Origin of the sequence: Marinobacter sp. (assembly GCF_035268745.1) — a bacterium.
Taxonomy (GTDB): domain Bacteria; phylum Pseudomonadota; class Gammaproteobacteria; order Pseudomonadales; family Oleiphilaceae; genus Marinobacter.
Genome location: NZ_DATFKH010000057.1, coordinates 82394 through 108256, shown reverse-complemented (window position 1 = coordinate 108256; position 25863 = coordinate 82394). Strand labels below are relative to the sequence as shown.

General features: G+C 59.8%; 26 protein-coding genes. 14 read left to right on the top strand and 12 right to left on the bottom strand.

What is annotated here, in order from left to right:
• Positions 1 to 5: 5 nt before the first annotated feature.
• The gene (locus tag VJ956_RS05300) at positions 6 to 1694 is read right to left on the bottom strand and encodes a PglL family O-oligosaccharyltransferase (RefSeq protein ID WP_324082454.1); all 1689 of its coding nucleotides are present in this window, start codon (positions 1692 to 1694) and stop codon (positions 6 to 8) included.
• A 74-nt stretch (positions 1695 to 1768) separates the two neighbouring features.
• On the opposite strand from VJ956_RS05300, the gene VJ956_RS05295 reads away from it, so the two are divergent.
• The 11 genes from VJ956_RS05295 (at position 1769) to VJ956_RS05245 (ending at position 10841) form a co-directional block, all read left to right on the top strand.
• The gene (locus VJ956_RS05295) at positions 1769 to 3187 is read left to right on the top strand and encodes a cbb3-type cytochrome c oxidase subunit I (protein ID WP_324082452.1); all 1419 of its coding nucleotides are present in this window, start codon (positions 1769 to 1771) and stop codon (positions 3185 to 3187) included.
• Positions 3177 to 3908 (top strand): hypothetical protein, encoded by a 732-nt coding sequence (locus VJ956_RS05290; protein WP_324082450.1) that lies wholly within the window; start codon positions 3177 to 3179, stop codon positions 3906 to 3908. The genes VJ956_RS05295 and VJ956_RS05290 overlap by 11 nt, the downstream gene beginning before the upstream one ends.
• Positions 3905 to 4420, top strand: coding sequence for a TlpA disulfide reductase family protein (locus VJ956_RS05285; RefSeq protein ID WP_324082448.1), 516 nt, complete (start codon positions 3905 to 3907; stop codon positions 4418 to 4420). Before VJ956_RS05290 ends, VJ956_RS05285 begins: the two co-directional genes overlap by 4 nt.
• On the top strand, positions 4413 to 5201 hold the full coding sequence (locus tag VJ956_RS05280) for a cytochrome c3 family protein (protein WP_324082446.1): 789 nt from the start codon (positions 4413 to 4415) through the stop codon (positions 5199 to 5201). Before VJ956_RS05285 ends, VJ956_RS05280 begins: the two co-directional genes overlap by 8 nt.
• Before the next feature lie 646 nt (positions 5202 to 5847).
• Positions 5848 to 6123: a c(7)-type cytochrome triheme domain-containing protein gene (locus VJ956_RS05275; RefSeq protein ID WP_324082443.1), complete on the top strand. Its 276-nt coding sequence runs from the start codon at positions 5848 to 5850 to the stop codon at positions 6121 to 6123.
• Positions 6124 to 6135: 12 nt separating this feature from the next.
• Positions 6136 to 6732 carry a c(7)-type cytochrome triheme domain-containing protein gene (locus VJ956_RS05270; protein WP_324082441.1) on the top strand — a complete coding sequence of 199 codons (597 nt, stop codon included), beginning with the start codon at positions 6136 to 6138 and terminating at the stop codon, positions 6730 to 6732.
• Positions 6733 to 6737: 5 nt separating this feature from the next.
• A complete protein-coding gene (locus VJ956_RS05265; protein ID WP_324082440.1) occupies positions 6738 to 7856 on the top strand; it encodes a hypothetical protein in 1119 nt (372 codons plus the stop codon).
• 4 nt (positions 7857 to 7860) lie between these two features.
• Positions 7861 to 8424: a c(7)-type cytochrome triheme domain-containing protein gene (locus VJ956_RS05260; protein ID WP_324082438.1), complete on the top strand. Its 564-nt coding sequence runs from the start codon at positions 7861 to 7863 to the stop codon at positions 8422 to 8424.
• Complete coding sequence (locus VJ956_RS05255) at positions 8384 to 8818, top strand: c(7)-type cytochrome triheme domain-containing protein (protein ID WP_324082435.1); 435 nt, start codon at positions 8384 to 8386, stop codon at positions 8816 to 8818. Before VJ956_RS05260 ends, VJ956_RS05255 begins: the two co-directional genes overlap by 41 nt.
• Positions 8812 to 9747, top strand: a complete 936-nt coding sequence (locus VJ956_RS05250) for an NHL repeat-containing protein (protein ID WP_324082434.1) — start codon at positions 8812 to 8814, stop codon at positions 9745 to 9747. The genes VJ956_RS05255 and VJ956_RS05250 overlap by 7 nt, the downstream gene beginning before the upstream one ends.
• The gene (locus VJ956_RS05245; protein ID WP_324082432.1) at positions 9747 to 10841 is read left to right on the top strand and encodes a hypothetical protein; all 1095 of its coding nucleotides are present in this window, start codon (positions 9747 to 9749) and stop codon (positions 10839 to 10841) included. Before VJ956_RS05250 ends, VJ956_RS05245 begins: the two co-directional genes overlap by 1 nt.
• On the opposite strand, the gene VJ956_RS05240 is transcribed toward VJ956_RS05245, so the two are convergent.
• The 10 genes from VJ956_RS05240 to VJ956_RS05195 form a co-directional block, all read right to left on the bottom strand.
• Entirely contained in the window at positions 10802 to 11494 is a 693-nt protein-coding gene (locus VJ956_RS05240; protein ID WP_324082430.1) for a response regulator transcription factor, read from the bottom strand. The genes VJ956_RS05245 and VJ956_RS05240 overlap by 40 nt on opposite strands.
• A 149-nt stretch (positions 11495 to 11643) precedes the next feature.
• Positions 11644 to 12714: a c-type cytochrome gene (locus tag VJ956_RS05235; RefSeq protein ID WP_324082428.1), complete on the bottom strand. Its 1071-nt coding sequence runs from the start codon at positions 12712 to 12714 to the stop codon at positions 11644 to 11646.
• Positions 12715 to 12728: 14 nt separating this feature from the next.
• Complete coding sequence (locus VJ956_RS05230) at positions 12729 to 13946, bottom strand: ligand-binding sensor domain-containing protein (RefSeq protein ID WP_324082426.1); 1218 nt, start codon at positions 13944 to 13946, stop codon at positions 12729 to 12731.
• Positions 13947 to 13980: 34 nt separating this feature from the next.
• On the bottom strand, positions 13981 to 15069 hold the full coding sequence (locus VJ956_RS05225) for a ligand-binding sensor domain-containing protein (RefSeq protein ID WP_324082424.1): 1089 nt from the start codon (positions 15067 to 15069) through the stop codon (positions 13981 to 13983).
• Positions 15070 to 15110: 41 nt separating this feature from the next.
• Complete coding sequence (locus tag VJ956_RS05220) at positions 15111 to 15431, bottom strand: cytochrome c (protein WP_324082422.1); 321 nt, start codon at positions 15429 to 15431, stop codon at positions 15111 to 15113.
• Positions 15432 to 15459: 28 nt separating this feature from the next.
• Positions 15460 to 16131: a tetratricopeptide repeat protein gene (locus VJ956_RS05215; protein ID WP_324082420.1), complete on the bottom strand. Its 672-nt coding sequence runs from the start codon at positions 16129 to 16131 to the stop codon at positions 15460 to 15462.
• Between the two features lie 13 nt (positions 16132 to 16144).
• Complete coding sequence (locus VJ956_RS05210; protein WP_324082417.1) at positions 16145 to 16696, bottom strand: cytochrome c3 family protein; 552 nt, start codon at positions 16694 to 16696, stop codon at positions 16145 to 16147.
• Between the two features lie 64 nt (positions 16697 to 16760).
• The gene (locus tag VJ956_RS05205) at positions 16761 to 18032 is read right to left on the bottom strand and encodes a c-type cytochrome (protein ID WP_324082416.1); all 1272 of its coding nucleotides are present in this window, start codon (positions 18030 to 18032) and stop codon (positions 16761 to 16763) included.
• A 126-nt stretch (positions 18033 to 18158) separates the two neighbouring features.
• Complete coding sequence (locus tag VJ956_RS05200; protein ID WP_324082414.1) at positions 18159 to 19595, bottom strand: sensor histidine kinase; 1437 nt, start codon at positions 19593 to 19595, stop codon at positions 18159 to 18161.
• Positions 19596 to 19700: 105 nt separating this feature from the next.
• Complete coding sequence (locus tag VJ956_RS05195; RefSeq protein ID WP_324082412.1) at positions 19701 to 20834, bottom strand: GGDEF domain-containing protein; 1134 nt, start codon at positions 20832 to 20834, stop codon at positions 19701 to 19703.
• Between the two features lie 274 nt (positions 20835 to 21108).
• Between VJ956_RS05195 and VJ956_RS05190 the strand changes: the two genes are divergently transcribed.
• The 3 genes from VJ956_RS05190 (at position 21109) to VJ956_RS05180 (ending at position 24254) form a co-directional block, all read left to right on the top strand.
• Positions 21109 to 21363, top strand: a complete 255-nt coding sequence (locus VJ956_RS05190) for a TIGR02647 family protein (RefSeq protein WP_324082410.1) — start codon at positions 21109 to 21111, stop codon at positions 21361 to 21363.
• 96 nt (positions 21364 to 21459) lie between these two features.
• Positions 21460 to 23754, top strand: a complete 2295-nt coding sequence (locus VJ956_RS05185) for a molybdopterin oxidoreductase family protein (protein WP_324082408.1) — start codon at positions 21460 to 21462, stop codon at positions 23752 to 23754.
• A gap of 44 nt (positions 23755 to 23798) precedes the next feature.
• Positions 23799 to 24254, top strand: coding sequence for a DUF2489 domain-containing protein (locus VJ956_RS05180; protein ID WP_324082405.1), 456 nt, complete (start codon positions 23799 to 23801; stop codon positions 24252 to 24254).
• Positions 24255 to 24446: 192 nt separating this feature from the next.
• Here VJ956_RS05180 and VJ956_RS05175 read toward each other — a convergent pair whose 3' ends face one another.
• A complete protein-coding gene (locus tag VJ956_RS05175; RefSeq protein ID WP_324082403.1) occupies positions 24447 to 25814 on the bottom strand; it encodes an aminoacyl-tRNA deacylase and HDOD domain-containing protein in 1368 nt (455 codons plus the stop codon).
• Positions 25815 to 25863: the final 49 nt, after the last annotated feature.

Genomic DNA, 25863 nt, shown 5'->3' with positions numbered 1-25863 from the left:
TACGGTTACCGCCCCAACCACGCCGGTATCAGCGGGTACAACCTTGCGGCTTCCTCGTAGCTGAGCACCGGATTCCGGTCATTGTGCATCCGCTGCAATACCAGCATGTTTTCGTAAAGACCCCGGTCAGGATACTTGCCGGACGCCTCCAGCCACCAGAGCTTGTATTCGCGGTAGGCCTGCGGGCTCTTGCGGTGCAGATCATAATTCATCTGCAGGTAATCAATTTCATAACCGATGCCCAGCGGGTTAACGATGCGCTCGAGGGATGAAATATCCCTGCCCTGCCGGTCAATCACCAGTTTTATCTGCCACAGGGCGTGCAGGTGCGTCATCATGAACCCCCATAACAGCGGCACGGCAAAAATAATACCGACCCGGAGCGGGGCACCAGAACCCATGGTTTTTTCCCGGGTGGGCCAGCACCGGTCCGCGATCATGCCCAGTATCAGCAGGAAGGCCAGCCAGTGCCCGAGGGAATAATAGAATGGAAATTCGGTCATGGCATGAAGCACCAGTGGCAGTGGCAGAACGGTCATCAACAACCTTTCGCCCCTGGGGCCATGGCTCCAGATTCGCCAGATCACCCAACTGCCAAAGCCAATCATTGCCAGCATTGGCAGCAGTCCACCTTCCACCCCCCACAACAGCAATTCGTTGTGGGGATGGAAAAAGGTCGCAGTGATGAGGGGGTCGACAACCACTGGCTGATTGACCGGCAGGGCCGCACGCCAGTCGGCAAAGCTGTGCACGAAGTCATGCTGGAACCGGCCGTAACCCCAACCGGAAAACGGCGCTTCCAGAATCATCCGCAAACTATGCAGGTATACCGGCAGGCGTTCCCCCGCCTTGTCGACCGCCTTGACGGCAACCGACTCCTCCGCCCAGGGCGCCCACCAGGCGATGGCGGCCAGCATGCAGCCGACCAACAGAGCTGCACCCCACTCCCGGCAACGGGCCTGGTCCAGCTTGTACAAATGGATCAGTACCAGGGGGACCGCAATCAGGACGGCAAACCAGCTGGTACGGGACTGGATTACCAGTATCAATACTGGCATAAACAGCGGCGCCAGCAGGATAACCGCTTTCTCCAGCCGGTTGCGGGCCTCACCCTGCAGCCAGGCGGAAATGACCAGGGCGGAAGCCAGGAAAGAAGCCATGACATTGACATGCTGAAATACACCGAAAGGCCGGCCCGAAAGCGGGTCATAGCCAAGCAGGTAACTCAGGGGGTCGGTGCGTTCAAGCACATAGAGCTGGACATACCCCAGCGCCGTTTCCAGCAGGGCGCCAGCCAGTATGGCCATGCCCAGCCACCACCAGTGCCGCCGGGAGAGGCCGGGTTGAGCCAGCGCGAACAGCAGCAGCGCGCCGGCGGTAACGCCCAGGAGCCGCGGCAGCGCTACCAGCGAAGCCTCATTCCAGCTCCAGAACAACGGCAGCCAGAAGGCAAGAAGCAGCATGGCCACGCCTTGGTGAAAAGCACTGAATTGAACTTTTCCGTGTGTCACCGGCCAAAGTGCCAGAGCCACCATCAGGAAGAATCCCATCCACATGGCGCCATTGAAAGGCAGGGTCTGACCGCTGGCGCCGGTATTGGGGAAAATAATGTGAAGCAGAAGGGTAAAAGTGACCAGCGCGGAACCGATCAACGCGTTTGCGAGGCGCTGATCGTGGAGAAGGGTAGCCATCATGGTGATTCCGTCAAGACCTGATTACGACCAAAGTCCGTGTCTGCTTTTCAACAGCCAAGTGTAGCATATTATAAATGACCGATCAGCGAAGCCTGCCCCAGCCAGCTCAGAATCCCGCCCCCAGCCATGCCAGCCGCAACGGTGGTGTGAAAGGCTGGCTGTTGCTTGCGGTAGCCGCCCTGGGGCTGGCCGCACTGATGGCAGTCCTGCTGGTAGCCGCCCGTACCCCGGGCATTGCCGGCATGCTCGCGGGCCGCATAGCCTTTGCCGATGCCCTGGTGCTGCATGTCAACTTTTCAATACTGGTCTGGTGCCTGGCCCTGGCGGCTGCGCTCTGGTGCTGGTTCTCACCCTCCCGCACCCTGGTCGGAGCCCTGCCATTGGGTCTCGCCGGCAGCGGCGCCCTGCTGATGTTACTGACGCCGCTGCTTAGCGGTCCGGGCAATGCAATCACCAGCAATTATGTACCGGTACTGCAGCAGGACGCCTACCTGCTGGGCCTGGGGCTCTTTGCCACCGGTGCGGTGACTGCTGCCCTGCGATTCCTGTGGACCGGCCGCTACTGGCACTGGCCCGAGAGCCATCAGCAGACCCTGAGACTGGGGCTTGCCAGTGTCGCGCTGACCGTGGTGGTAGCGGCCCTGATCCTGGTGCTGGCGCTGGTAAAACTGCCCATGGACCTGGCGCCCGCGAGCTTCTATGAACAGCTGTTCTGGGGTAGTGGTCATGTATTGCAGATTGCCTATGCCCAGCTGATGGCGCTGGCCTGGTTGTGGCTTGCCCGGCTGGGAGGAATGCGGCCAGCGGTCTCCCCTGCGGTGATCGCGAGCTGGCAGGCTCTGGGCGTTCTGCCAGTAGCTATGGCGCTACTGGTGGCGCTCAGTGGCTCGCCTCAGGATAGCAGTTACTTCCGTGCTTTCACCTGGATGATGATGGCAAGTGGCTACTGGCTGCTGCCACTCATAGCCGTGTTAATGGTACAATTAGTGACCACTGTAAACACTGAGCGCAACGGGGCACGCCTGGCCCTTGGAATTTCCATGGCACTGTGTGTCGCTGGCGCTGTGCTGGGCAGCCTTATCCGTGATGACAGCCTGCTGGTACCGGCGCATTACCACGCTGCCACCGGTGCCGTAACCATTGCCCTGATGGGCCTTACTTTCCGGCTGTTACCCAAACTCGGTGGCCATCCACCCGGCCGGCGCTGGCAAACCCTGCAACTGGGGATCTATGGCTCTGGCGTCGCACTCATGGCGGCCGGGCTGGCCTGGTCGGGCGGCCACGGGCTGGCGCGTAAAACCCCGGGGGAGCCGTTAAATGAGGCAGCCCTGGGGGGCATGGCAATGATGGGGCTGGGTGGTCTGGCAGCAATAATGGGCGTATTACTGTTTGTGATGTTGATGTGGCTGGCCCTTGGAAGCCGGCAGACCATGGTGGTGCGACGGTTTTCCGTCCACCGCCCACCAACAGGTGACAATGCTGATGGTTCTTAAAAAGCCCATAGACCGTAAACTCAAAGCCGCAATGGGTGCTGTTGCGGCTATTCTAGTCATCGGTTTTGCGCTTTCCCGGGTCCCCCAGGAGTACCTTGTGCCGGACGAGGACGCGGTCACGGAAAGCGCCACCAGAGCGGTGCATGATTCCACCGAGAGCCGGCCAGGCAGCAGCCGTGGCGGTGTCCTGGAACTGCCCCAGCCGCTCAAGGCCGATCCGCAAGCCACACCTGAGGCGCATGTCCGGGAGGCCGGGGAGGCAGAACTGCGGGAAAGGTTCAATCAGGCGGTCATCATGCTCCATGCTGGCGAATACCAGTACGCCATCAAGGCTCTGCACCGGGTGCTGGAGCTGCGCCCCCGCCTGCCGGAGGCACATGTCAACATGGGGTTTGCCCTGCTCGGAGAAGAGGCCTACGAGGCTGCCGCTGACTTTTTCGCAACGGCCATCGATCTGAACACTTACCAGGCCAATGCTTATTATGGTCTGGCCGTTGCCATGGACGGCATCGGTAACCGGGAAGCAGCTCTGGGCGCCATGCGCAGTTTTATTCACCTCGCTGGTGAGGCCGAGGAGCCCTATCTGGCAACTGCCAGGGCGGCACTATGGGAATGGCAGGCTTCCCAGAACCCGGCCCAGGCAGAAACCGAAGCCGGGGCAGAACCACAGGCAGAGGATCGTGCAGAGCCAGCCACCGGCACAGAAGGCGGGAAGTCATGAAACGCCGCTGGCCGCTGGTGACCGTAATAACTGCCCTGGCCGTTGCGCTGATGGCCATGGGCTCCCGGGAATCTGCACCGGAGCTGGTTGGTAAGCCGATGCCGGAACTGGAACTGACCAGGGCTGATGGCAGTAGTTGGTCGCTGACAGATTTGCGGGGCCAGGTGGTGGTACTTAATCTCTGGGCAACCTGGTGCCCGCCCTGCCGCAAGGAAATGCCTGCCCTGCAACGACTGGCGGATACACTGCCTGCCGAAAAATATGAAGTGGTGGGAATTTCCGTGGACGTGGACCGTTTTCTGGTTGAGGAATTCTTGCGCCGCCTGGAGGTTACATTCGATGTCCTGGTGGATCCCAGTGGCGAGGCCACAGACCCCATTCTCGCGGTCCGGGCCTTTCCCGAGACATTTCTGATCGGTACTGACGGCACCCTTCGCCAGCGTGTGCTGGGCGAGCAGGAGTGGGACAGCAAGGAGTGGCAGGAACGGATAAGAGGACTGGACGATGTCTGAGCGTCACACCATCTTCGGGAAAGTCCTGCTATTGATTCTGCTGGCCCAGCCCGCATGGGCACAGTCGCCAATGCAGGAGTCACCCCATAACCTTACCTCCGAGAATACCGATGAAAGACAGGTCTGCATGGCCTGCCACATTCCCGGGGGCAATGCCGGCAGCCACGACCCCCTCTGGCAGCAACAGGGCACATTGCCACAGCGTAATTTCAAAACCTTTGACACGCTGGGGCGCAGCGGCGAGACCGAACCGGGCGGCAGTAGCCGGGGCAGCGTGTCGATCGCGTGCCTTTCCTGCCACGACGGCACCCAGGCCCCCGGCATCACCGGAGTGCCAACCACGATACCCAGAGATTTCCAGCAGATAACCGGAGAAGCCGGGGGCAGCGATGCCCGGTTTGCCGAAACCACCTCGGCTGGTCAGCACCGCTCGGGCGAACATCCTGTGGGCATTGAGTACGCGCGCGGCCGCTACAGCGAAGGAGTCGCCGCTAAAGGCTCTCAGCGTTCAGCAAGGTTTTCACAGCGGCTCGCGCAACCGGCGTCTGATTTCCATGCGCCACAACGCGATGTAATCGATGGCCAGGTCATCTGGTGGCTCGGCAATGGTGGCGTCCGCGAAAAAGAAGACGTACAACTTTACACCCGCGTAGGCCAGGACGGCAGGGCCACGCCCTACATCGAGTGTGCCAGCTGTCACGACCCCCACGCGGCCCGGACCAATCTGCTGCGCCGCGACAACAGCGGCAGCCGACTGTGCCTGTCCTGTCACAATAACTGACCGGAAAAGCCTAGTGTCCCATCTGGTTAATTCGCTGATCTACTGAGCCCCTGAAAGCCTTGAGAGCAAGGCGCGGTGGCGGAGGTTTGGTGGTAAATCGAGCCGACGCAACACCGCTCTCAAGGCTTCCAGGGGCTCCCGAAGGGCTTGTCGCTCGGGCCTCTGGACCTGTGTTGCCAGCCCTTGATGTGGAACCACCACACCTGCGCGCTGGCGCCTCGGCCAGAGACCCGAGCGGCAAGCAGTAGGTCAACGAATTAACCAGATGGGACACTGCTACATCAAGCGCATGGCATTTAGCCCCTGCCAGGTAAGACCAAGGTCCTAGTTGCTACCGACCTTGGTGCCTCGTTGGGCCATCATGCCACTGCTATCATCTCGCCTATGTGCGGAATTCTCAGCCTGGGGCGATACCTGCAGGCGGCGACGTATTTTGCCTGAAGAGAACATACTGACCTGTGTTCGATGTATCTGGAAAATTGCCGGGAGACGGATTATGTCAGTCCCAAAATGGGTGAACCCCAAAGCTTTGCATGCGGGCCTCTTGGCCAGCGTAATGTGTGCAGCACTGGTTATGCTGCCAGGATCAAAAGCCTGGGCCGAATATGGAGATGTGGTCATAAACAATTATTCGGAAGACTCCGACATGCGTCCAGTCGTCTTCCCCCACTGGTTCCATCGCATACGCTTTCGCTGCAAGGTCTGTCATGGCGATCTGGGCTTTGAATTCCAGGCAGGGGGCAACGACATCAACATGCTCAAGATCATTGACGGTGAGTACTGTGGCGCCTGTCACAACGGCAACATTGCGTGGGGCGTGGAAAATTGCGAGCTGTGTCATTCGGGTAAGCCCGGTCTTGAAACCCACGTCCATGGCAGCACATTGAAGAGCCTGGTGACACCGGGTAATCAAGGCCAATAAAAGGGGACTGCCATGATGTTTCGAATTGCAAGCGTAACCCTGGCCGCCGTCATGCTGGTGATGCCATTGTCCATAAGTGCCCAGAGCAAGGACCCCCTGAGTTTCAACCGACTGATGGCAGACCCGGAGACCCGCAACGCGCCGCCGCTGAAGGATGGTATCCACGATCCGGACAATCCCGCAACGGACAGGCTGCAGTCACCCCGGGAGGCTTTTTCCGCTTTGCCGGACGCAAACGCCGGCAATTATGTTGACTGGGTTGAGGCACTGCAGGATGGATTGATCAACCCGCGCTATGATCTCCAGGACCCTGACATGTCACCCACTGTCATGGATCTCGACATTGTCCGGGAGGTCAAGGGCTCCATGCCGGATGTGGTTTTCCCCCACAAGGAACATACTGAATGGCTGGACTGCGCCAACTGCCATCCCGCAATCTTTATACCCCAGCGTGGTGCTAACCCGCTGAGCATGGCGGCGATCCTGATGGGTGAACAGTGTGGTGCCTGCCACGGCCGCGTCGCTTTTCCGGTGACCCAGTGCCGGTCCTGTCATTCACGCTCGAAAACCCCTGCCGATGAAGCTGCCACACAAAAAGAGGCTCAGTAACTGTCATGTCCGAATCAGTGATCCGCAGCTCAGCCCTGTTATCGTCTGCCCGCCACCACCGTCTGGTACCTGCGCTGCTGGCAGCGCTCCTTGCCAGCGGTTGTGCCAGCACCACTGATGCCCGCCAGGATCAGTCAGCGACAGCAGCGCCGGTAACAGAAACAGCAGCTGTAACACCCGACGCAGAGCCAGCGTCTCAGTCGTCCGCCACCAGATCAAAAGGTGGCCCGGTCGGGTCAAGCTCGCTGAGATCCTCCCCCCTGGAGTCAGCCTCTCTGGGGGCCTCTCTCCTGGCCATACTCGAGGAGACCAACGATCCGGTAACCCCCCCGGAAAAAGCCGGTAATGGCGCTGCTCACCTGGCCTTCATTGCCCGCCTGATTGAAGAGTCTTCGGCAGCCCAGCAGGTGAGTGACAGTTCCAACCCGGCCGCGCACCTGCGCCGCAACGAGGCCCGGGCCTATTACCGTAGCGCCGTGGCTGCCAGCGAGGCAGGTGATGCCGAGCGGGCGGATGAACTGGGCAAGAAAGCTACCAAGATGATGTTCATGGCGGTGCGCCTGGCAGAAGCCGACGAAGTAATTGAAGTCAAGCACGAACGCGACTACAGGCGCCGCCTGGAAAGCGTCAACGCCTTGCTGGATGCCCATGAACGGGTCGGTGCAGAGGATGAACTCGGCACCAGCTTCAGCCAGACCCGGGAAGTAATCCGCCAGCAGGTAGCCAGGGCCGAAACCCTGCACCAGCAGGATCAGCTTGACCAGGCCCGGGAGCGCCTGGATGCGGCCTACGTTGCCCTGAAACTGAGCATTCAGGCAGCGAGGGAGGGACAAACCCGGATCAGGAGCCTGGACTTCGCCACCAAGGAAGAAGAGTACCAGCATGAACTGACCCGCAACGATACTCACCAGAAGCTGGTGGGCCTGTTCATGCAGGATTCTGACACTTCGGAAGGCATGAAAAGGATGATTGACAACTTCCTTGGCAAGGCCCGGGAGTTGCGGCAACAGGCGGAGAACCAGGCAGACGACGGCAACCATGAGGCCGCCGTCGATAGCCTTAACGAATCCACCGGGCAATTGGTCCGCGCCTTGCGCACTGTAGGAATTTTCATTCCGGGGTAATGTGATGAGGACCAGACTGGCGAGACTGCTCACCCTGTCGTTACTGGCGCTGGTCTTTTCCGCACAGGCGCAGCAGCCCTCTGCCAATAACGCGCCGAAGCACAAGCCACTGGCGAAGGACGGCTTTCATGATCCCACTCTGCCGTCCATCGACATACTCCAGGAACCAGGCGAGGTGCTTGAAGGTCTGCCGTCCTCAACCTCTGGCAATATGGTAGACTGGAACAAAGCCGTGCGGGACGGCTATATCCAGCCCCGGGCAACCCTTGAGAAACAGGGCGAGATAAACACCCTGGATCTGGATGTGTACTTTCCAGACACGGCTGGCGCGGACGTAGTCCGCTTCCCCCACAAGGAGCATACGCAATGGCTGGACTGCAGCAACTGCCACCCCGCGCCCTTTGCCGAGAAGGCGGGAGCCACCTCTTTCAGCATGCTGGATATCCTGATGGGCGAATACTGTGGCAGTTGCCACGGTGCAGTATCGTTCCCTCTTACCGAATGCAGTCGATGCCACAGCGTGAGTTATGAAGAATACCTCAAGATCCGGGAACAAAAGCAGAACTGAAGCCGGGCAACAGCGTCGCGGCTGGCCCGTTACAGTCACCACCACCCTGACACTGGCGCTGCTGCTTGTTACGCCTGTTTCCGCGGAGTATGGAGACGTGGTGATTAACCGCATTTCCGGGGAAGAGGGGGTTCCTCCGGTTATCTTCCCTCACTGGTTCCATCGAATTCGATTCCGCTGCAAGGTCTGCCACGCCGAGCTGGACTTTGAAATGCGGGTTGGTGCCAACGAGATGAACATGAACGCTCTTGAGGAAGGCAAGTACTGTGGGGCCTGCCATAATGACGAAATTGCCTGGGGTCTGCAGAACTGCGTTATGTGCCACTCTGGCAAGGAAGGGCTGGAGTCCCAGATCAAGGGTGGACACCAGACCTCGGGACCGGGACGGTGGTAAACTCACTCCGTATCGCCACCCTGCTGCTGCCAGCACTGCTTCTGGCAGGCTGTGCCGGTAGCGGCCCGGCGACTACTGCTGCCGGGCAGGCCGCCTGCGGCTGGCAACTGCAACCCAACCGCACTATTGACGGCGGCTGGGACGGCACCAATTTCATACAATTTCGGCGGCCGGTCGCGCTGGCCGCCGACATAAACGGCATCTGGTTCTATGATGCCGGCCACCGCGCTGTTCTGCGGCTCGAACCGTTTACCGATGCCCTGGCCACTGTTCTGTCAGCCCGGCTTTCCGCTGATACCCAGCTAGCCCTCGACAAATTTGGCCAACTCTACCTGGCGGACCCACGCCAGGGCAAAATCCTGCGTTTTGATGAGACCACCGGCCAGACCGAGGTTTTTGCCGACGGCATCGGCTTTGCACCCAGCCTGCTTGCCCTGGATAACCAGGGCCGGGTACTGGTGGCGGATGATATGGCCGGTCGTATCCTGGCACTCAACAGCCTGGGCGGAAGGGAGGATATCGGCGGCATTATCGAGGGTGATCGCTTCAGTCGCATCGGTGGGCTGGCCACAGACGGTGAGCGACTGTGGGTTTCCGATCCGGTACAACGACGGGTTCAGGCCTTTACCGATGGCCGCCTGGTGGCCGAGATCAGCCATCCCGGCCTCATTCAGCCGGGGCCACTCGCTGTGGATCAACAGGGCCGGGTTATCGTAGCGGACACTTTCAACCGACAGCTGTTCGTATTTACCCCGGACACCGATGCCCGGGACGCGAAACCTACCACACTGTCCCTGGGTAGCCTGGACGGCCTGACTGTTGGGTTTGGTGAAGTCTATGTCGCCGATGGTGTGGCCGGCCGCATTCACGTGCTGGGAGTGTCGGCCCGGGCTTGTGAGGAAAACAGCCCCCGTTCCGGAGGCGGCTAGTGTTTTTCCAGCGGTCTCTGGCATTGCTGCTTGCGCTCTTGCTGACGGCTTGCGCCAGCGCACCGCCCACTTTCAACATCACACCGGCGGAGGAACCCAATTCCGGGGAACGGCTCACCTGGCCCGAACCGCCGGACCCCGCCCGCTACGCCTACGTTGGCCAACTGCTCGGGGAACAGAATTTCCGGACTCCCACAGACACCATGTCGACCGCCGAAAAAGTGTTTCGCTGGATTGTTGGTCTGGGCAACGGAGACCGGGAACCCACCGTGATGCGCCGCCCCAATGCCATAGCCAAAGGCCCGGGGGGACGGATTTTTATTACCGATATGGGCCGACCATCGGTGTTTGTATTTGACACCGCCACCCCGGAATTAACGGTCTGGAATCAGGCAGTCATAGGGCAACCCTTCCTTGGCCCCAGTGGCATTGAGGCCTTGCCCGGAGGGGATGTGCTGGTGGCAGACGCCGAAATGGGGGCGGTATTCCGTCTCGGCGCTGATGGTACGCCCCGGGGCCGATTTGGTGACGATGTGTTACAGCGCCCGGCCGGGCTGGCATGGGATGATGAACGCTCCCTGCTGTATGTGGCGGACGTCGGCGCCCACAATATCAAGGTTTTTAATGGCGAGGGCGCGCACCTGCATACCCTCGGCGGCCCGGGAACCGACCCCGGGCGCTTCAATGCCCCCAGCCACCTTGCGGTCAGCAAACAGGGTATCTACGTCACGGACACCTTCAATGCCCGGGTTCAGCACCTGGACCCGGCGGGTGAACTTCTGGAGATCATTGGCACCCGCGGACTCTACGTGGGCAACCTGGTGCGGCCCAAGGGCGTGGCAGTGGACGGAGCCGGGCATGTCTACGTGGTGGAATCCTACTACAACCGCATGCTGGTGTTTGATGCGGAGGGACGCTTCCTGATGCCGCTGGCAACCGACAACAGCCCCCTCGGTCGCCTCTACCTGCCGGCCGACGTGTTGGTGGATGACCAACAGCGTGTCTATCTGGTGGATATGTTCAACGGACGGGTACTGATATTTCAGTATCTTGATCAGGAGGACATGGAGGTACTGTCTGTCTTGCGTCCCTGATCTGCTCTGAACCGCTCGCGGGAAATCAGCGCTGCCTCCACGCGATTACGTACCTGCAACTTCTGCAGCACATTGGTCATGTGGTGCTTGACGGTTTTCTCCGAGAGACACAACTGGTCGGCAATTTCCCGATTGGTAAGACCATCCCCCAGTAACTTCAGGATCTGGTTCTCGCGGGTGGTCAGTTCGTTCAGCCCTTCGTTGTGACGGTGCCGCGGACGGGAGAAGTCCATGAGCATGGTGGCAGCCAGCGCCGGCGATATAAACGCATCACCACGACTCACTGCCAGCAGGGCCTCACGCAATTCCCGGGCAGTGACTCCTTTGAGAATATAGCCTTTGACTCCGATATTCAGAGCCATCAACAGGTCGTTCTCATCTTCGGATACAGTCAGTATGGCCACTTCCGTGGGCTGATCCAGGGCAAGGATGTCGGCCGCTGCCGCCAGCCCTCCACCGCCGCCCATGCCAAGGTCCAATACCACAAGATCGGGAACCAGGTCCCGGGCAAGCTGAACAGCCTTTTCACCGCTGTCGGTTTCCCCGACCACTTCAAAACCATGTTCCGCGGTCAGGGATCGGGCGACGCCCTCCCGCAGCAGCGGATGGTCATCGGCAAGTATCACTTTCATTAATTCACTGGTATCGGTCAACTAGCACGTCCCCCTGTTACATTGCCCTGCGAGCCTGCATTCGGCTGTACCGACCAAATTCGGCACCGCTTTACGACTAACGTCCGTCTTTAAGGCAAGTATGAGCTAACAGGAACCATACAAAATTGACTTCTGTCAACAATGCTCGACTACTCTGACCGTGGCGATACCCGTTGCCAGCCCAGCGCCGCCCCGGAGGCCTCGGTAACAGGGCTGAAACCGCCGGTGGCCGGTGCAAGGGGGTGGAAAACCCGGTCAATATAGTGAACCAGGGCAGTAATCCGGTCATCATCAAGCACGTCCTTCCAGGCCGGCATGGAAGTGCCTGGCAGACCCTCGCGTATGACCGCCTCGAGACGTTGTGGCGTCATCGACTGCATCACCGCGGAGTTTGTCAGGTCCCGGGGATGAGGCTCGAGAAAACTGCCAATCCAGTTCCGTCCGGTGCCGTCGGGAGCATGACAGAAGGCACAGTTATCCTGGTAGACACGCTCTCCCCGGCGCAATATCTCACTGTCCTCTGGCAGCGAAGGGGCGAGTTCATGATGCAGATAGGGTGACGCCGCGCTGATCGCGTCAGCCGGCCCGGCCCCGGTAGGTGGGTTACGGTGGTCATAAACGCCCCGGGGGTAGGACACCGCCCGCGTCTCCCATACCGGCCCCGGGTCGCTGACCACGCCACTGTCGTGACAGGTCACACAGCCGGAAAGAAACAGCCGCTTGCCCCTTAACTGCTTGCTGGTCAGGTCGCTATCGGGGGTATCCAGGGGTATCTCACCCAGAGCAAACGGGAAAGCTGTCTGGTAGCGTTGTTCATGATCCGGCCAGCCATTGGCGGGTGTGTGGTAACGGGCATCTGATGCCGTGCCACTCATGAAGGCCTCGGTCAGATAGTCCACAACGGCCTGCACCCCCTCCTCGCCGATGACGCCACCAAAGCCAACCATACCGGTGCCCGGGCGGCCATTGCGTACCGCATCCAGCATTTGCTCCCGGGACAGTGCCCTGGCCCGCTCACTGGTAAAGTCCCTGGGGGGCGGATCAAGGGTACGGGCCGCCACGGTCTGGCCAGTGCCGGAATAGGCATGGCACTGATAGCAGTAGAAATCATAGAGGCGCTTGCCTTCGCTCTCCGGCTCCCCGGCCATCACCGGCAAGCCGATTAATAGACAGGCAAAGAGGCCGGCCAGGACCAGGCCTCGGACATTATGCTGATACATAGCCCCACTCTGCCTCACTGCAGGCCAATCACCCGGGCAACACCGCCGTAGGAACCGACCCAGAGGGCATCCTGGTCGGGCACCGAGCTGATTGAAAACACGAGGTTGGCGAACAGGCCAGCCTGGGTGGTATATACCCGGAATCCCTCACCCTCTGACCCCAGCCTCGCCAGGCCGTCACTGGTGCCGATCCAGAGACGGTTATCGGCATCCCGGTGAAGAGCGAAAACATGGTTGGCCGGCAGGCCATCCTCGGTGGTATAGGTCTGCCATTTCTCACCATCAAAATGGGACAGGCCGGCACCCCAGGTACCGGTCCAGACGCCACCCTGGCCATCCAGTTCAAGGGCGACCACATAATTGGCGTTATAGGCCATATCCACTTCAGCGAAGCCCATGTCCTGCTTCTGACGGGAATGATGCTGGGAAACATCGGCAGGGTCGTCCATGAAGGTAATGCTGTCCTTTACCGAGTCATAGGGGGCTCCCAGGCCGTCCTCGTGTTTCCAGCTTTCCCAGTCGCCGTCACGCCAGGCGGCCAGACCACCTTCCGTAGCCATCCACACGGTACCGTCCTCGGCAGGTGCCAGGGCATAGACCCAGTCGTTGGGCAGGCCATTATCGGTATTGGCCACCGTGTACAGATCCCACTGGCCCGGATCATCAAGGCCATCAACACCGCCGCGCACCCGGTTAACACCCGACCAGGTGGCAATCCAGAGATCACCACTGGCATCCAGGGCTGCGTCATAGACGAATGCATCTCCCAGTCCGTCCGGAACATTATAGGTTTCCCAGTCACTGCCATCGGCGGTCAGCAGCGACAGGCCACCACCGTAAGTACCTACTGCGGTGCGGCCTTCCAGTTCGCCGACATAGAAAATACCGTTGGCAAGCAGACCGTTGCGGTTATCAATCAGCTTATAGTCCTGAGTGCGGCTGTCGTAACGGATCACTCCCCCGGAGGTACCGACCCAGACCAGCGGCCCATCGGGATGAATAGCCTTGACGTTACGCTGGCCCACACGGAAATGGGTAAACTGAATCCCGGAGGAATCCGCGGTGGCTTCCTGATCCGGTGCCGCCTGCTCAGACTGCGCCGTTGTCTCGCTATGGCCCGGTTGCACTGACGCAGCAGTTGCCGCCTCTTGCTCACTCGCATTGAAAATGACCAGCACCACTGCTACTGCTGCCACAAGCCCGCCGACTATTGCTACCTGTTTGATATTCATTCGCTGAAGTCCTGCTGTCGTTGATCCGATAGGGTTACTGCACGGGGCCAATGCGGGTCACACCGCCACGACTGGCTGCCCAGACTGTGCCGTCCGGGGTCTGGACCAGGGAATAGACATGGTTGCCGGGCAAGCCGTCTTCGCTGTCGAAGGCCTGCCAGGTTTTACCATCAAAGCGGCTGACCCCGCGGTTGGTGCCGAACCAGAAGACACCGTCACGGTCCTGAAGAATACTGTAAACCAGGTTACCGGCCAGACCGTCGGCCGTGGTGTAGTTACGCCAGCTGCCGTCCTCGAATACGCTGACGCCTCCACCCCAGGTCCCGGCCCAGATCCTGTCCTGAGGGTCGGCGTGCATTGAGAAGACATAATTGGGGTTGAAGGTATCCTCGCCCCCTTCCAGCACTGTCAGGTCATGGCGGGTGCGGGTCCCCAGCCCGGTATTGGTGCTTACCGCGAGGTCCTCCTCGTTATCGCCGCCCAGCCCGTCATCGTGGGTCCAGTGCTGCCAGGCTTCACCGTCAAACATCGAGACGCCGCCTTCGGTGCCGAACCAGACGCGATCGCGGGAGTCAACCGCCAGGCCATAGACCCACTCATTGATCAGTTCGTTGAGGAAGGTCTCGAATTCCAGAGTATCAAGGTCCACCCGATTGGCGCCGGCCCAGGTGCCAATCCAGAAGTCGCCGTTGGCCTGTTCGGTAAAGGCATAAACCCAGTAGTCCGCCAGCCCGTCCCTGGGGAAGAACGTCTGCCAGTTGCCGTCCCGGTAGCGGGAGACGCCTCCGGCATTGGTCCCGAACCACTTGTAGCCCCGGCTGTCGATGCCGATGGCAAAAATATACTCGTTCGCCAGGCCGTCGGCCCGGGTGAAGGTATTGCGGACATCAAGGTGGTTCAGACCGATTTCCATCAGCCCTGCCGAGGTACCGACCCACAGGGTACTGGTCGCCTCCTCCACGGCCAGCGAGCGGACATAAACATTCTCACCCACATTAAAGCTATCCAGCACCCCGTAGCTGACGTCCTGCTGTGCCGCCGCGCCGCCCGCAGCCAGCGTCATCAGCAGGCCGGCCGCAAGCCCTTGCCAGACCCGGTGCCTGAATCCTTGATGCAACATCATTTCCTCCGCTATACGCTGTTCTGCCCCCCGGGGGCAGGCGATTAGTACTGACCCATGAATGTCCGCAGGTAGGCGATCACATCCAGAATTTCCCGCTCATCCAGCAATCCGTCAAAAGAGGGCATACTGCCGCGACCGTCACTGATCGCCCTGAACAGGCTCTGGTCCGCCTGCATCAGCCGCTCACCCCGCTGGAAATTGGGCATTCCCGGCAATTCCCCGTTGCCATCAACACCATGACAGTAGGCACACTGCTCGTTATACACGCGGCGCCCTTCATTGGGGTCTGCCGCCAACAATGGCGTCGATACCAGCGCGATCAGCAGCGCCCAGACAAGGCTCTTTAATCCGGTCATACTCATGGTCACTGTCCTCATAGGCCCTGATAAGTCATTGTTCACCGGCGACCGGTGAGGCTGACCACTGCTGTGCCGCTGCGGCATCCTGAGGCAACCCCAGCTCACCGCTGGTATAGGCTTCGAACAATCGCTCGCGGGCAGAGCGGGAACCATGTTCTGCGGCGCGCGTATACCAGTTCACCGCCTGCTCCGCATCAATCTCCATGCCCAATCCGCCGCGTTCATAGGCGTCGGCTATGGCCACCATGGCACGGACCTCACCATTGTCTGCCGCCTTGCGCATCCACCGGCCCGCGGCCTCCGGATCAGGTTCGGTGCCATCACCGGCGGAGTACATGACGGCCAGGCCTATGGCTGCTTCGGTGTTACCTGCCTCGGCGGCTTCCCGGTACCAGTGCAGGGCTTCATCGTAATAGCGCGCCTGGTCATAGATATAGGCAAGTCGCACCTGGGCCCGGGGGTGTCCCTGTTCAGCCACCGGCTGAAGAATCTGCATAGCCTGAATAATGTCACCCGAGCCAAAAATCTGCAGAGCCCGGTCAACAGTCTCGTCCGGGGTTTCCACTGGCCCCGACTCTGATTCCGCGGCGGTCAGCGAAGACTCACTGACATCCGTTTGCTGGGCCTGGGCAACCGGGTTACCTGCCAATACCAGGAGCGCCGCCAACGGAATACTGCGCAAGCACCTAGTCCGTATTTTCATTACATCACCTCAGCTAGTCTTTCCCCGGAACCACGCTGTGGCAGCGGTCACAGGTGTAGGTGGAGAAGGCCACCCTGTCGTGACAGGTGCCGCAGGACTTGCCCGCAAAAATGTCGTTCATGGTGGCGCGGTGGGCACCCGCCTTTTTGGCGAACAACTGGTCATGACAGCTTTCACAACCCAGCCACTCGGTATGGACCTTATGGGAAAATAGCACCTCGGGCATTCCTCTGACACGGGGCATGATGACATCCAGGTCGAGAACTTCCATTTCGGCATCTTCCTGCAGACCCTTACGAGGGTTGATCAGCCCTTTCTCCATGGCGATCACCCAGTCCACTTCGCCCAGGCGGGTGCGAGGGAAATCTGACAGCGCCTGAGACGGCCGCTGCAACTCAAGATCACCCGGCTGCCTGGCATCGTAATGACTACCGAAATCACCCGCATGCTGGGTTTCGGAAACCCCTGGCGGTAATTCCACCCTCGCAGCCAGGGAAGAGTCAGCAGACTGATCCCGCATTCCGCCACCCTGACAACCAGCCGTGATCAGTGCGATCAGTAACATCAGAGCCGTCCACTGCCGGCCGACACTTCCCTGGCGCCCCTGGCCTTGCGATGGTCCCGGGGTCTTACCGGGGTTCGATAAACGCACTGAAAACATACTCGCTAACGTCTGCAATCTCCTGGTCGCTCAACACATGACGCCACGCCGGCATTTCCCGTCCGCGGACTCCGTGTTGTACGGCCATAGAAATGGCAGGGCGATTAAGTGCTCGCCGCGACTCAGGGGAAGTAAAGTTACGGGGCTTGGGAAAGATGAAATAGGCCCGGGGCCCGTCACCCTTGCCCTCGGCACCATGACAGGACACGCAGCTGGCGGCAAAAAGCACGGCACCCCTGGCAGCATCCCCGTTCACACCTGACGGCATTGGGGTATCCATGGGAACGCTCTCATAGCCCATGTAATCCCTGGGGGTCACGCCCTTGGCAACTTCGGGCTGGGTGACTGCCGGTGCCTGCTGTAGTTCGGGGGTTGCAGTGGCCACGACCGGTGCAGCACTGGCCGGCGCCGCACTGGCCGGTGAGTCCAGGCCCATGAATTCCGAGCGGATATAGTCAACCATGGCCTCGATCTCATCCTGGGGAATGCGTTTACCGAAACCCACCATGGCAGTTCCCGGGCGCCCGTGAATCACCGAAGCGATCATGCGGGCACGGGTAAGGCCCTGCGTGGCCGTCTCATCAGTAAAATCAACCGGCGGTGGATTGAGTCCCTCGCGCCCCCAGACCGCACCTTCACCGGTTTCGCCATGACAGACCGAACAGTTACTGGCATAGGATTCAGCGCCGGGGTGATCAGTTCCCGACGGCCTGGCGGCCTCGGTGGCCTGGGATCGAGCCTGCCCCGGCGCTTCGACCAGCGGAGATGAGGGCATAGCGGCCAGTCCTGCGTGGGGGTCCTGACTGACGGCACTGCTTTCGACAAAGGCCTCGATTATATAATCAACCGCCGCAGCAAGTTCCAGGTCACTCAGGCGGGTACCCCAGCCCACCATGGCGGTTCCGGGAATGCCGTGAGTGGCCACTGCCAGCATCTGCTCACGGGTGCCGGAATAATTGTCCACGAAGGAGGCCGGTGGGGGCTTCAGGCCGAAGCGGGCCCCGCTTTTGCCGTCGCCGGATTCACCATGACAGACCGAGCAGTTGTCCATATAGACCTGCTGCCCGCCGGGTGCCCCCTCGCTCTGGGCCAGGGTGCTACCAAAGGCTGTCAGCAGCAGCAAGCCAGCGGCCAGGCGCCAGCCCCGGTGCACCGGGCAACCCTGTTGCCGGGAGTCATCAGCCTGACAGGAAGTCTTACGGGATTGCATACGAACGAATACAGCGGAAAATCTTTTCATGGCAAGAGGCAACCGGAAACTTCAACATCGAGACTATAACAGCGGCCCTCGACAGCGACCATAGACTTTGGTCTGACCCCCGCGCGGACCGCCTTATTCGGGCTCCGGGCAGACCAACGGGGCCGTTCACGACGGAAGTCCGGCATAGCTTAAAGGCAGAATGACGGTGATCGTGGTGCCCTCACCCGGGGCACTGTAACAGTCGAAATCGCCCGCAAGCAGTTCCACCCGGTCGCGCATACCCACCAGGCCGAGGCGACCGCCGCTGGCCAGGATACCCGCCACCTCAAAACCGCAGCCAGTATCGGTGACCTGCAGCCTGACCCGGGTCTCAGTCACTTCGAGAATGACCCTCTGGTCCGCCTCCCCGGCATGCAGGAAACTGTTCATAAGGGCCTCCTGCACCACCCGGTAGAGGGTAATCTTGACCGGCTGGGGGGCATCTTTATCATCGCCTTCCAGCGTCACCTCCACCTGCCGGCCGGTCTTGCGCCGGTAATCCCGCACCCCACGGTGCATAATCTCGCCCACAGACGCCGAATCAATCGCGGAAAGGCGCAACCCGTTGCTCAGGCTGCGGACATCCCGGAGGGCGGATTGCAGGGCCGCCATCATGGTGTCAAACTCATTGGCAGCAATGACTTCATCCACTGCCCCGTCGGGCGTGAAGCAGGGGCGACAACGGTCCCGAAGTTCTTCCAGGCGCAGCAGCACCAACGCCAGATCCTGGCCAGCGCCATCATGCAGGTCGGCCGACAGACGCTGGAGATAACGCTCATTGACCGCCATGGCATTGGCACCGGCAGCCATCACCTTTTCATTCATGCGCCGGTTCTCCTGTAGCAGCGCCTGCAGGCGGCGTGAATAGCGGCGCAGCTCATTCCGCTGGTTTCGCATGGTACGCCCGGCCTGGCGCATCATGCCCAGCAGCAGAAAATACGCCATCACCGCCAGCCCCGCGACCACAGCCCAGGTCTGAAGACGGGCGGCGTCAATTGTCGCGCCCAAGGAACTCACGGAAATGTAGAATTCCGCCACCGCATAGATTTCACCATTCTGGCGGCGGCGCACCGGCACGTAGATCTCCATCAACTGCGGCGCCAGCTCACGCTCATAGAGGTTTTCATCGTCCCCCAATTCGCTGATCCCACTTACCACTTCCCCGGCCAGGGCCCGCTCCAGATCATCGGTCACCGCGAACTGGCTACCGATCAGCTTCGGGTTGTTGCTGTAGACAACAGTGCCATCGGGCCGCCAGACCTTGACGACCGGGACATCCTCAAGCACCGCCTGATCCCGGAAGTGTTCGTCGAGGGCCGCAAGAGCTTCTTCATCCTGCCAGCCACCAGCCTCCAGTCGGCGCAGGTGCGGTCCCATGAGGATCTGCATATAGGTACCGGTGAGCTTACTGCTGCGCTCAAGAGTGGCTGCTTCAATGCGCAGTGTCAGCCACACACCGATGGCCAGCATCGTCACCAGCAGCACCAGCAGGCTGAAGAAACTGAATCTGGCTGTCAGCCCGGAGTCAATGACGCGCCGGCTACCCTTGATGCTCTTTTTCACAATCCGTTTCCCCGGCGTCCAGCGCAAAAACCGGGTGCGGGCATAGAGCACGACAACCGGGTTCTGGAATCTGCTGTTCTGAATGTCATTGCGCCTGGCCTCCGATTATTGCGAAAACTGAGCGTCATCGCGCGCCCACTGTCCTTGTTGCTTGCCAGGCCCGGCGACCACAAATCTGCCCCGACCCATATTTTTCGCCTGGTAGAGTGCCTGATCAGCCGCCAGAATCATGTCCTCCAGGGAATCGAAATCAGCAGCGGAGCCCTGACAGACTCCGATGGAGCAGCTGAGAAAATCGCCACTCGGGCTGTTTTCGCTGGGGATGGCCATTTCCTGCCATAGTGCAAGAACCTCTTCAGCCTGGAGCCTTGATTCGGCGGGGCTGTCGCCGATCGTCACTGCAACAAACTCCTCACCACCATAGCGGCCGAGAAAATCCGTCTGGCGTTTGAAGACCGTCCTCATGATATCGGCCTGGCAGCGGATAGCACGATCTCCTGCCTGATGGCCATAGCGGTCGTTGAATTGCTTGAAGTGATCAAGGTCCATTATGAATACGGTCAACGACTGCCCCGACCGTCGCTGCAGGTCGAACAGACGCTCTGACTCGCTGGTGAAAGCTCGGCGGTTGAACAGCTGCGTCAGGGGATCGGTCGTGCTAAGCGTAAGCAGGGTTTCGTTGGCAACTTCAAGCTTGCTGATCAGATTATCGAGTCGGTAGCGTCCGATAACACCTATTAACAGGGAGCCAACAACAAACCCGACGTTCATGAACGTGCGGTCCCCATATACCGGATGCAGCAACATCAGGCCAATAAACCCCAGCGAGCTCAGGGCCATAAGGCATAGCGAATAACCCAGTCGCAGCCCGAGTACAAAGAAGCCAAAGAATGCGTATAACAGGGTTCCCTCGTACGGAAAGCTGAACGCCGCACGCTCCCAGGCCACATGGATCAGGTAATAATTGGTGAAGGTAAGGCCAAGAATCGCCAGCAGGAATGCCGGCTGCGCAAACTCGGGAAAACGTGGGTGAAAAGTGAGTACAAACAGGGCAAAAACTATTGGCAACTGAAAGAAGACCCGGTTTTCAAAATAAACCGCCGATAATTCGCCGGGCACCAATTGCAGATCACCGATCATAAAGAGCGTGATCAATACCCCACCAATCAGTGAAGTAAGCCTGAGCAGCTTTATATCCCGGGACGGTATGTTTTTGGAATCAACCGGAGTATCTGTCATAAAGATAAAAATTCTCTGGGTTCATATACACCACGATCGATCAGAGATTTAATCAGATTCTTACTTGCGCCCGCATCTTATCTGAGAATGAAAATATGCGGTTGTAAAATACCATGATTCCGGGCTCACAGGCACTGTCGATCTGGCCCCCGCGATTCCCGCTTCCCGGGGTCGCCTGCAATGCTCTGCACAGTCGATAAAAAACTGGCGAAACCTGCAACTCACTTCCAGACTGTAATCACACCCATAATCCAACCCACCCAGAGGACCTGTTATGGCCTTCACCACCGATCACCTGGCAGAAATGAACCTGTTGTCCCTGTTCAATCTTTCATCCATTAACGAGGGCATTAAAGTGCACAGCCACTCCGCTTCGCAGGACGCCATTGCGGCCGCCGAGAGACTTTATGCGAAAGGGCTGGTCACCCAGAAGGACGGCGGCTACCTCACCAGTCTCGGCACTGAAGCGGCCGAGCACGCGCAGCGACTGCTGTCGGTGCTGTCCGACGCGGCGAACTCAACTGCCTGAGCGTTATTTCCGTGCTTTTCCCATCATCCGGGTTTCCTGATAGTCTGGCTCCGTGAAGCCCGATAACCCTGACATGAACACCCGGAGAGCAGCTCCATGAAAACTGGCACCCATTACCGCACCTGCCACTTATGCGAGGCCATGTGCGGCGTCGCAATTGAGGTGCAGGACGGGCATATCCAGTCAATCCGCGGTGACCCTGAAGACCCTCTCAGTCAGGGCTATATCTGCCCCAAGGCGACGGCATTGCAGGATCTTCATGAAGACCCGGAGCGGCTGCGCAAACCAGTCCGGCAGACTGCCAACGGCTGGCAGGAAATGGAGTGGGACCAGGCCTTTGACCTGGTGGCGGAGCAACTTCACAGGGTGCGTACAGAGCATGGTCGCGACAGTATCGGCACCTACCTGGGCAATCCCAATGTCCACAACCACGGCGCCCTGATCGCGGGGCTGCCCTTCCAGCAGGCACTGGGCACCCGCAACCGTTTTTCCGCGACATCCAACGACCAGTTGCCCCACATGCTGGCAAGTCTGGAAATGTTCGGGCATCAGCTACTGTTCCCGATTCCGGATATTGATCGAATCAGTCTGTTCATCTGCATCGGCGCTAATCCCATGGCGTCCAACGGCAGCCTGATGTCGGTGCCGGATTTCCGGGGCCGGGTGAAAAGGCTGAAGGGACGGGGCGGCAGAATGGTGGTGGTCGACCCCCGGCGCACCGAAACCGCAAAGATCGCGGACGAATTTCATTTTATTCGCCCCGGCACCGATGCTCTGCTGCTGATGGCGATGGTCCGCACCCTGTTCGAGGAAAATCTGGTAGACCTGGGCCATGCCGGGAACTGGACCAACGATGTCGACCTGATTCGCCTGGCCTCACTGGGTTTCAGGCCTGAAACCGTGAGCGAGCAAACCGGCCTTGCCGCCAATGCCATTCGCGGCCTTGCCCGCCAGCTTGCCACCACCAGTAAGGCTGCGCTCTATACCCGCATGGGGACCAGTACCCAGGCCTTCGGCGGCGTTGCCACCTGGCTGGCTTATGTGCTGAACATTCTGACCGGCAAGCTGGACACCACCGGCGGCATGATGTTCACCCAACCCGCCATCGATATGGTGGCGCTCGGCGCCATGGCAGGGCAACGCGGGCATTCTGGCCGCCGCGTCAGCCGCGTCAGAAAGTTGCCCGAATTCGGCGGCGAATTTCCGGCAAGCACCATGGCCGATGAAATGCTCACTCCGGGCGAGGGACAGATTCGCGCCTTTGTCACGGTGGCAGGCAACCCGGTACTCTCCAGCCCCAACGGCCGGCGACTCGACGAAGCCTTTGCCAATCTCGACTTCATGGTGTCAGTGGATTATTTCCTGAATGAGACCACCCGCCATGCGGACGTGATACTGCCGCCCACGGCCGGGCTGGAACGCAGCCACTATGACCTGATTTTCAGCATGCTCGCGGTACGCAATACCGCCAGCTACAGCCCGGCTCTGTTCGCGGCTGGCCAGGACAGCCGGCACGACTGGCAGATTATGCTGGAACTGGCTCACCGTCTTGAGAAACTCCGGGCAGGCGGCAGCCTGAACCTGCGCAGGGAAGCAGGCTGGCGCGCGTTCAAACAGCTAGGGCCGGACCCGATTCTGGACCTGATGCTGCGCGCCGGCCCTTACGGCGCCGACGTAGGGCCCGCGCGGGTTTTGGTGCAGCCGGCGATTGATCTGGTGATGGATATCCTGCCCCGGAATCATCCGGTTCGCGGGCTGGCCAAGCTCAGCCCTCTAAACCGGCACTGGCAGGACCTTCCCAAAGGCCTCTCGCTAAGGTCGTTGACGCAACTGCCCAGCGGCGTGGACCTGGGGCCGCTTCGTCCCTGCATGCCCGAGCGGCTGTTCACCTCCGATCAACGGATCAATCTTGCCCCGAGGCGCTATCTGGCCGACCTTGAGCGGCTCCACGGATTTCTGCAGCAGGCGGTTACCACCGAGCTGCTATTAATCGGGCGCCGTCATGTGCGCAGCAACAATTCCTGGATGCACAACAGCCAGCGACTGGTGAAGGGCAAAGCACGTTGCACCCTTATGATCAGCCCCAGGGACGCGGCACGCTCCGGCCTGCAGGCCGGTGACTCCGCCGAAGTCACTACGCCCACGGGAACAATTGTACTGCCGGTGGAGATTACCGACGACATCATGCCCGGCGTGGTTTCAGTGCCCCACGGCTGGGGCCATGACCGTGAGGGCACAGCTCAGACTGTTGCCACTGAACACGCGGGAGCCAGCATCAACGATGTCATCAGCGACGAACAGATTGATCCGTTAGCGGGCACATCCGTACTCAATGGCCAGACCGTCAATATTAAAGTCTGGCGCGCAGAACGCAGACGCAGGCGTGCCTGACTCTCGCTCTGAAGCTATTCCCACCCTCAGACCTGGAGAACCTTATGCCCCAGTGGCTGCAATGGACCCTGATTATCGGTGGCCTGATCGCCAGTGCCCTGTTAGTCCGTTTTATTGCGGGCCAGTCGCGCCGGCTGAAAGCTCACCGGCGCAGCCAGGAGAAGAATGAAAGCTTCCGCCAAGAACGCCATGCCAGCATGGTAGAGAGCCTGAAGGTTCTGGGTATGGCCGTGGAAGCGGAACAGATGGAGTATTCAGAAGCCTGCCTGCGCATCAAGGGCCTGTTGGACCATGTCAAGCCGGAACTTCTCACCCAGCCGCCGTTCAGGGTTTTTCAGGAAGTGCACGACCTGCTTCAGCACATGCCTACCCATAAAGCCAGGCAGGACACAGACACCAGGTTTGTCGAAAAGATGGACCGGGAACGGATGGCCATTGAGGAAGCTCACGCCGACCGAATCCGCGAAGCCGTCGCCGCTCTGCGCCAGCAGAATCTGTAATTTTTTGTAAAGGCCCGCCTGCGAAGCTTCCTTTTCCGCCATCTTTGGCTAGATTAAAAGGGCACCTCGTGTTTTGACAAACACCGTACGTCCTGTTTTTTCTGGTAAATGTTCTGGGTCTGAAACACTCGAGTGAGCTTGCCGGCCCGAGGGCCGGCTTTTTTCATGGCTGTGGGGTGACACCTGAAGTTGTTACTGGGGATTCATCATGCCAGCCATCGCCATGATCTCGTCCTTGCTCTCCATCAACTGATCAAACTGGCCCTCGACCTTTTCCCGGTCCAGCCCTAGCGCGCGGTAAAGCTCTGAAGGCACTTCCTGACTGGCCCCAAGAGCCACTCCACGTTCAACCAGAAGCTGCCGCCCCAACCACAGCAGCTTCGCGTAAACGGCATAAGGGCCATCATAGCCCGGGTTTTTCTGGTAGCGGATGCCCAGACTCACTTCATCCGGCATACTCCAGTTCTGCATCAGTTCAGAGGCAATCTGCTCGCGACTCACCCCCAGCAGATAGTGTTCAATCACCGCTGAGTCAATGTGCGGATTGACCTCCAGCGTCCGGCAAACCAGCCGGAAATGCGGCGGAAAAACCTGGGCCAGAACCAGATAGCCAAAGTTATGCAGCAGACCGGCCAGATAGGACAGGCCAAAGATCGGCCGGGCACCCCTGGGCATCATACTTGCCAGTATACCGGCTGACTGCGCCTGCCATATCGCCTGCTGCCAGTAATCCACATAGCCTTCCGGGTTGTCCTGGGGCGTTTTCAGGGCACGCCCGAGGGACAAGCCCATCGCCAGGTTCATCACCAGATCAAAACCCAGCACCCGCGATATCGCATCGTGAACCGATTTCACCTGACCTGCTGCCGCGTAGAACGAGGAGGACGCCCAACTGACCACCTGGGCTGCAAGGCTCGGGTCACTTTCCACCACGTCCACCAGGTCTCCCATGACCGCATTGGGATTGACCCGCAAATGGATAATCCGTTGCGCGGTTTCCGGCAGCGGGGGCAATTCCAGCGTATCCTCCAGACGCTGCTGGATTCGCAGACTGGTGAATTTCCGGATGGCCGAGTGCAACTGGGCCTGATCTTCCCCGGGCATGTTGAGGTTGACCTCAATCGAATCCGCCGCCACCGAAAACGAATGTCGACTGGCATTCTGAATGGCCGGCTGGAAATCTTCCCTCGGCATGACCATGCACAGATTCTGATCAACCAGGGTGAGTGCCACGGATGACAGCGAATCCACGCGCTCATCAACCACCGTCGGCCAGCCGGTCAGGGAGGGCAGCGGGGGCATTTCGCTCAGACCTGCCCGCCGCTGGGCCTGGGCCTGATCCCGCTTGCTCATCATGCGAAGATCACGATCCAGCTGCTTGTTGAGGGAGCTTATGTCGAGCAGATCATCACGCCGGCATATAACCTGAAGGCTTCCCTGCTGATCACTGAGAAGCACCATCCGCAACAGTTGTTCTTCTCGCGCCTGGCTGATGTCGCGGAGTGACACTTCCGCTGCGGCATCGCCCAGTGCCTGCCTGACGGCGACAGGTAGTTGCATAATTTTCTCCCCTGTTTCTTGTATCGGGTTCGACAGACTTGATTGTCGC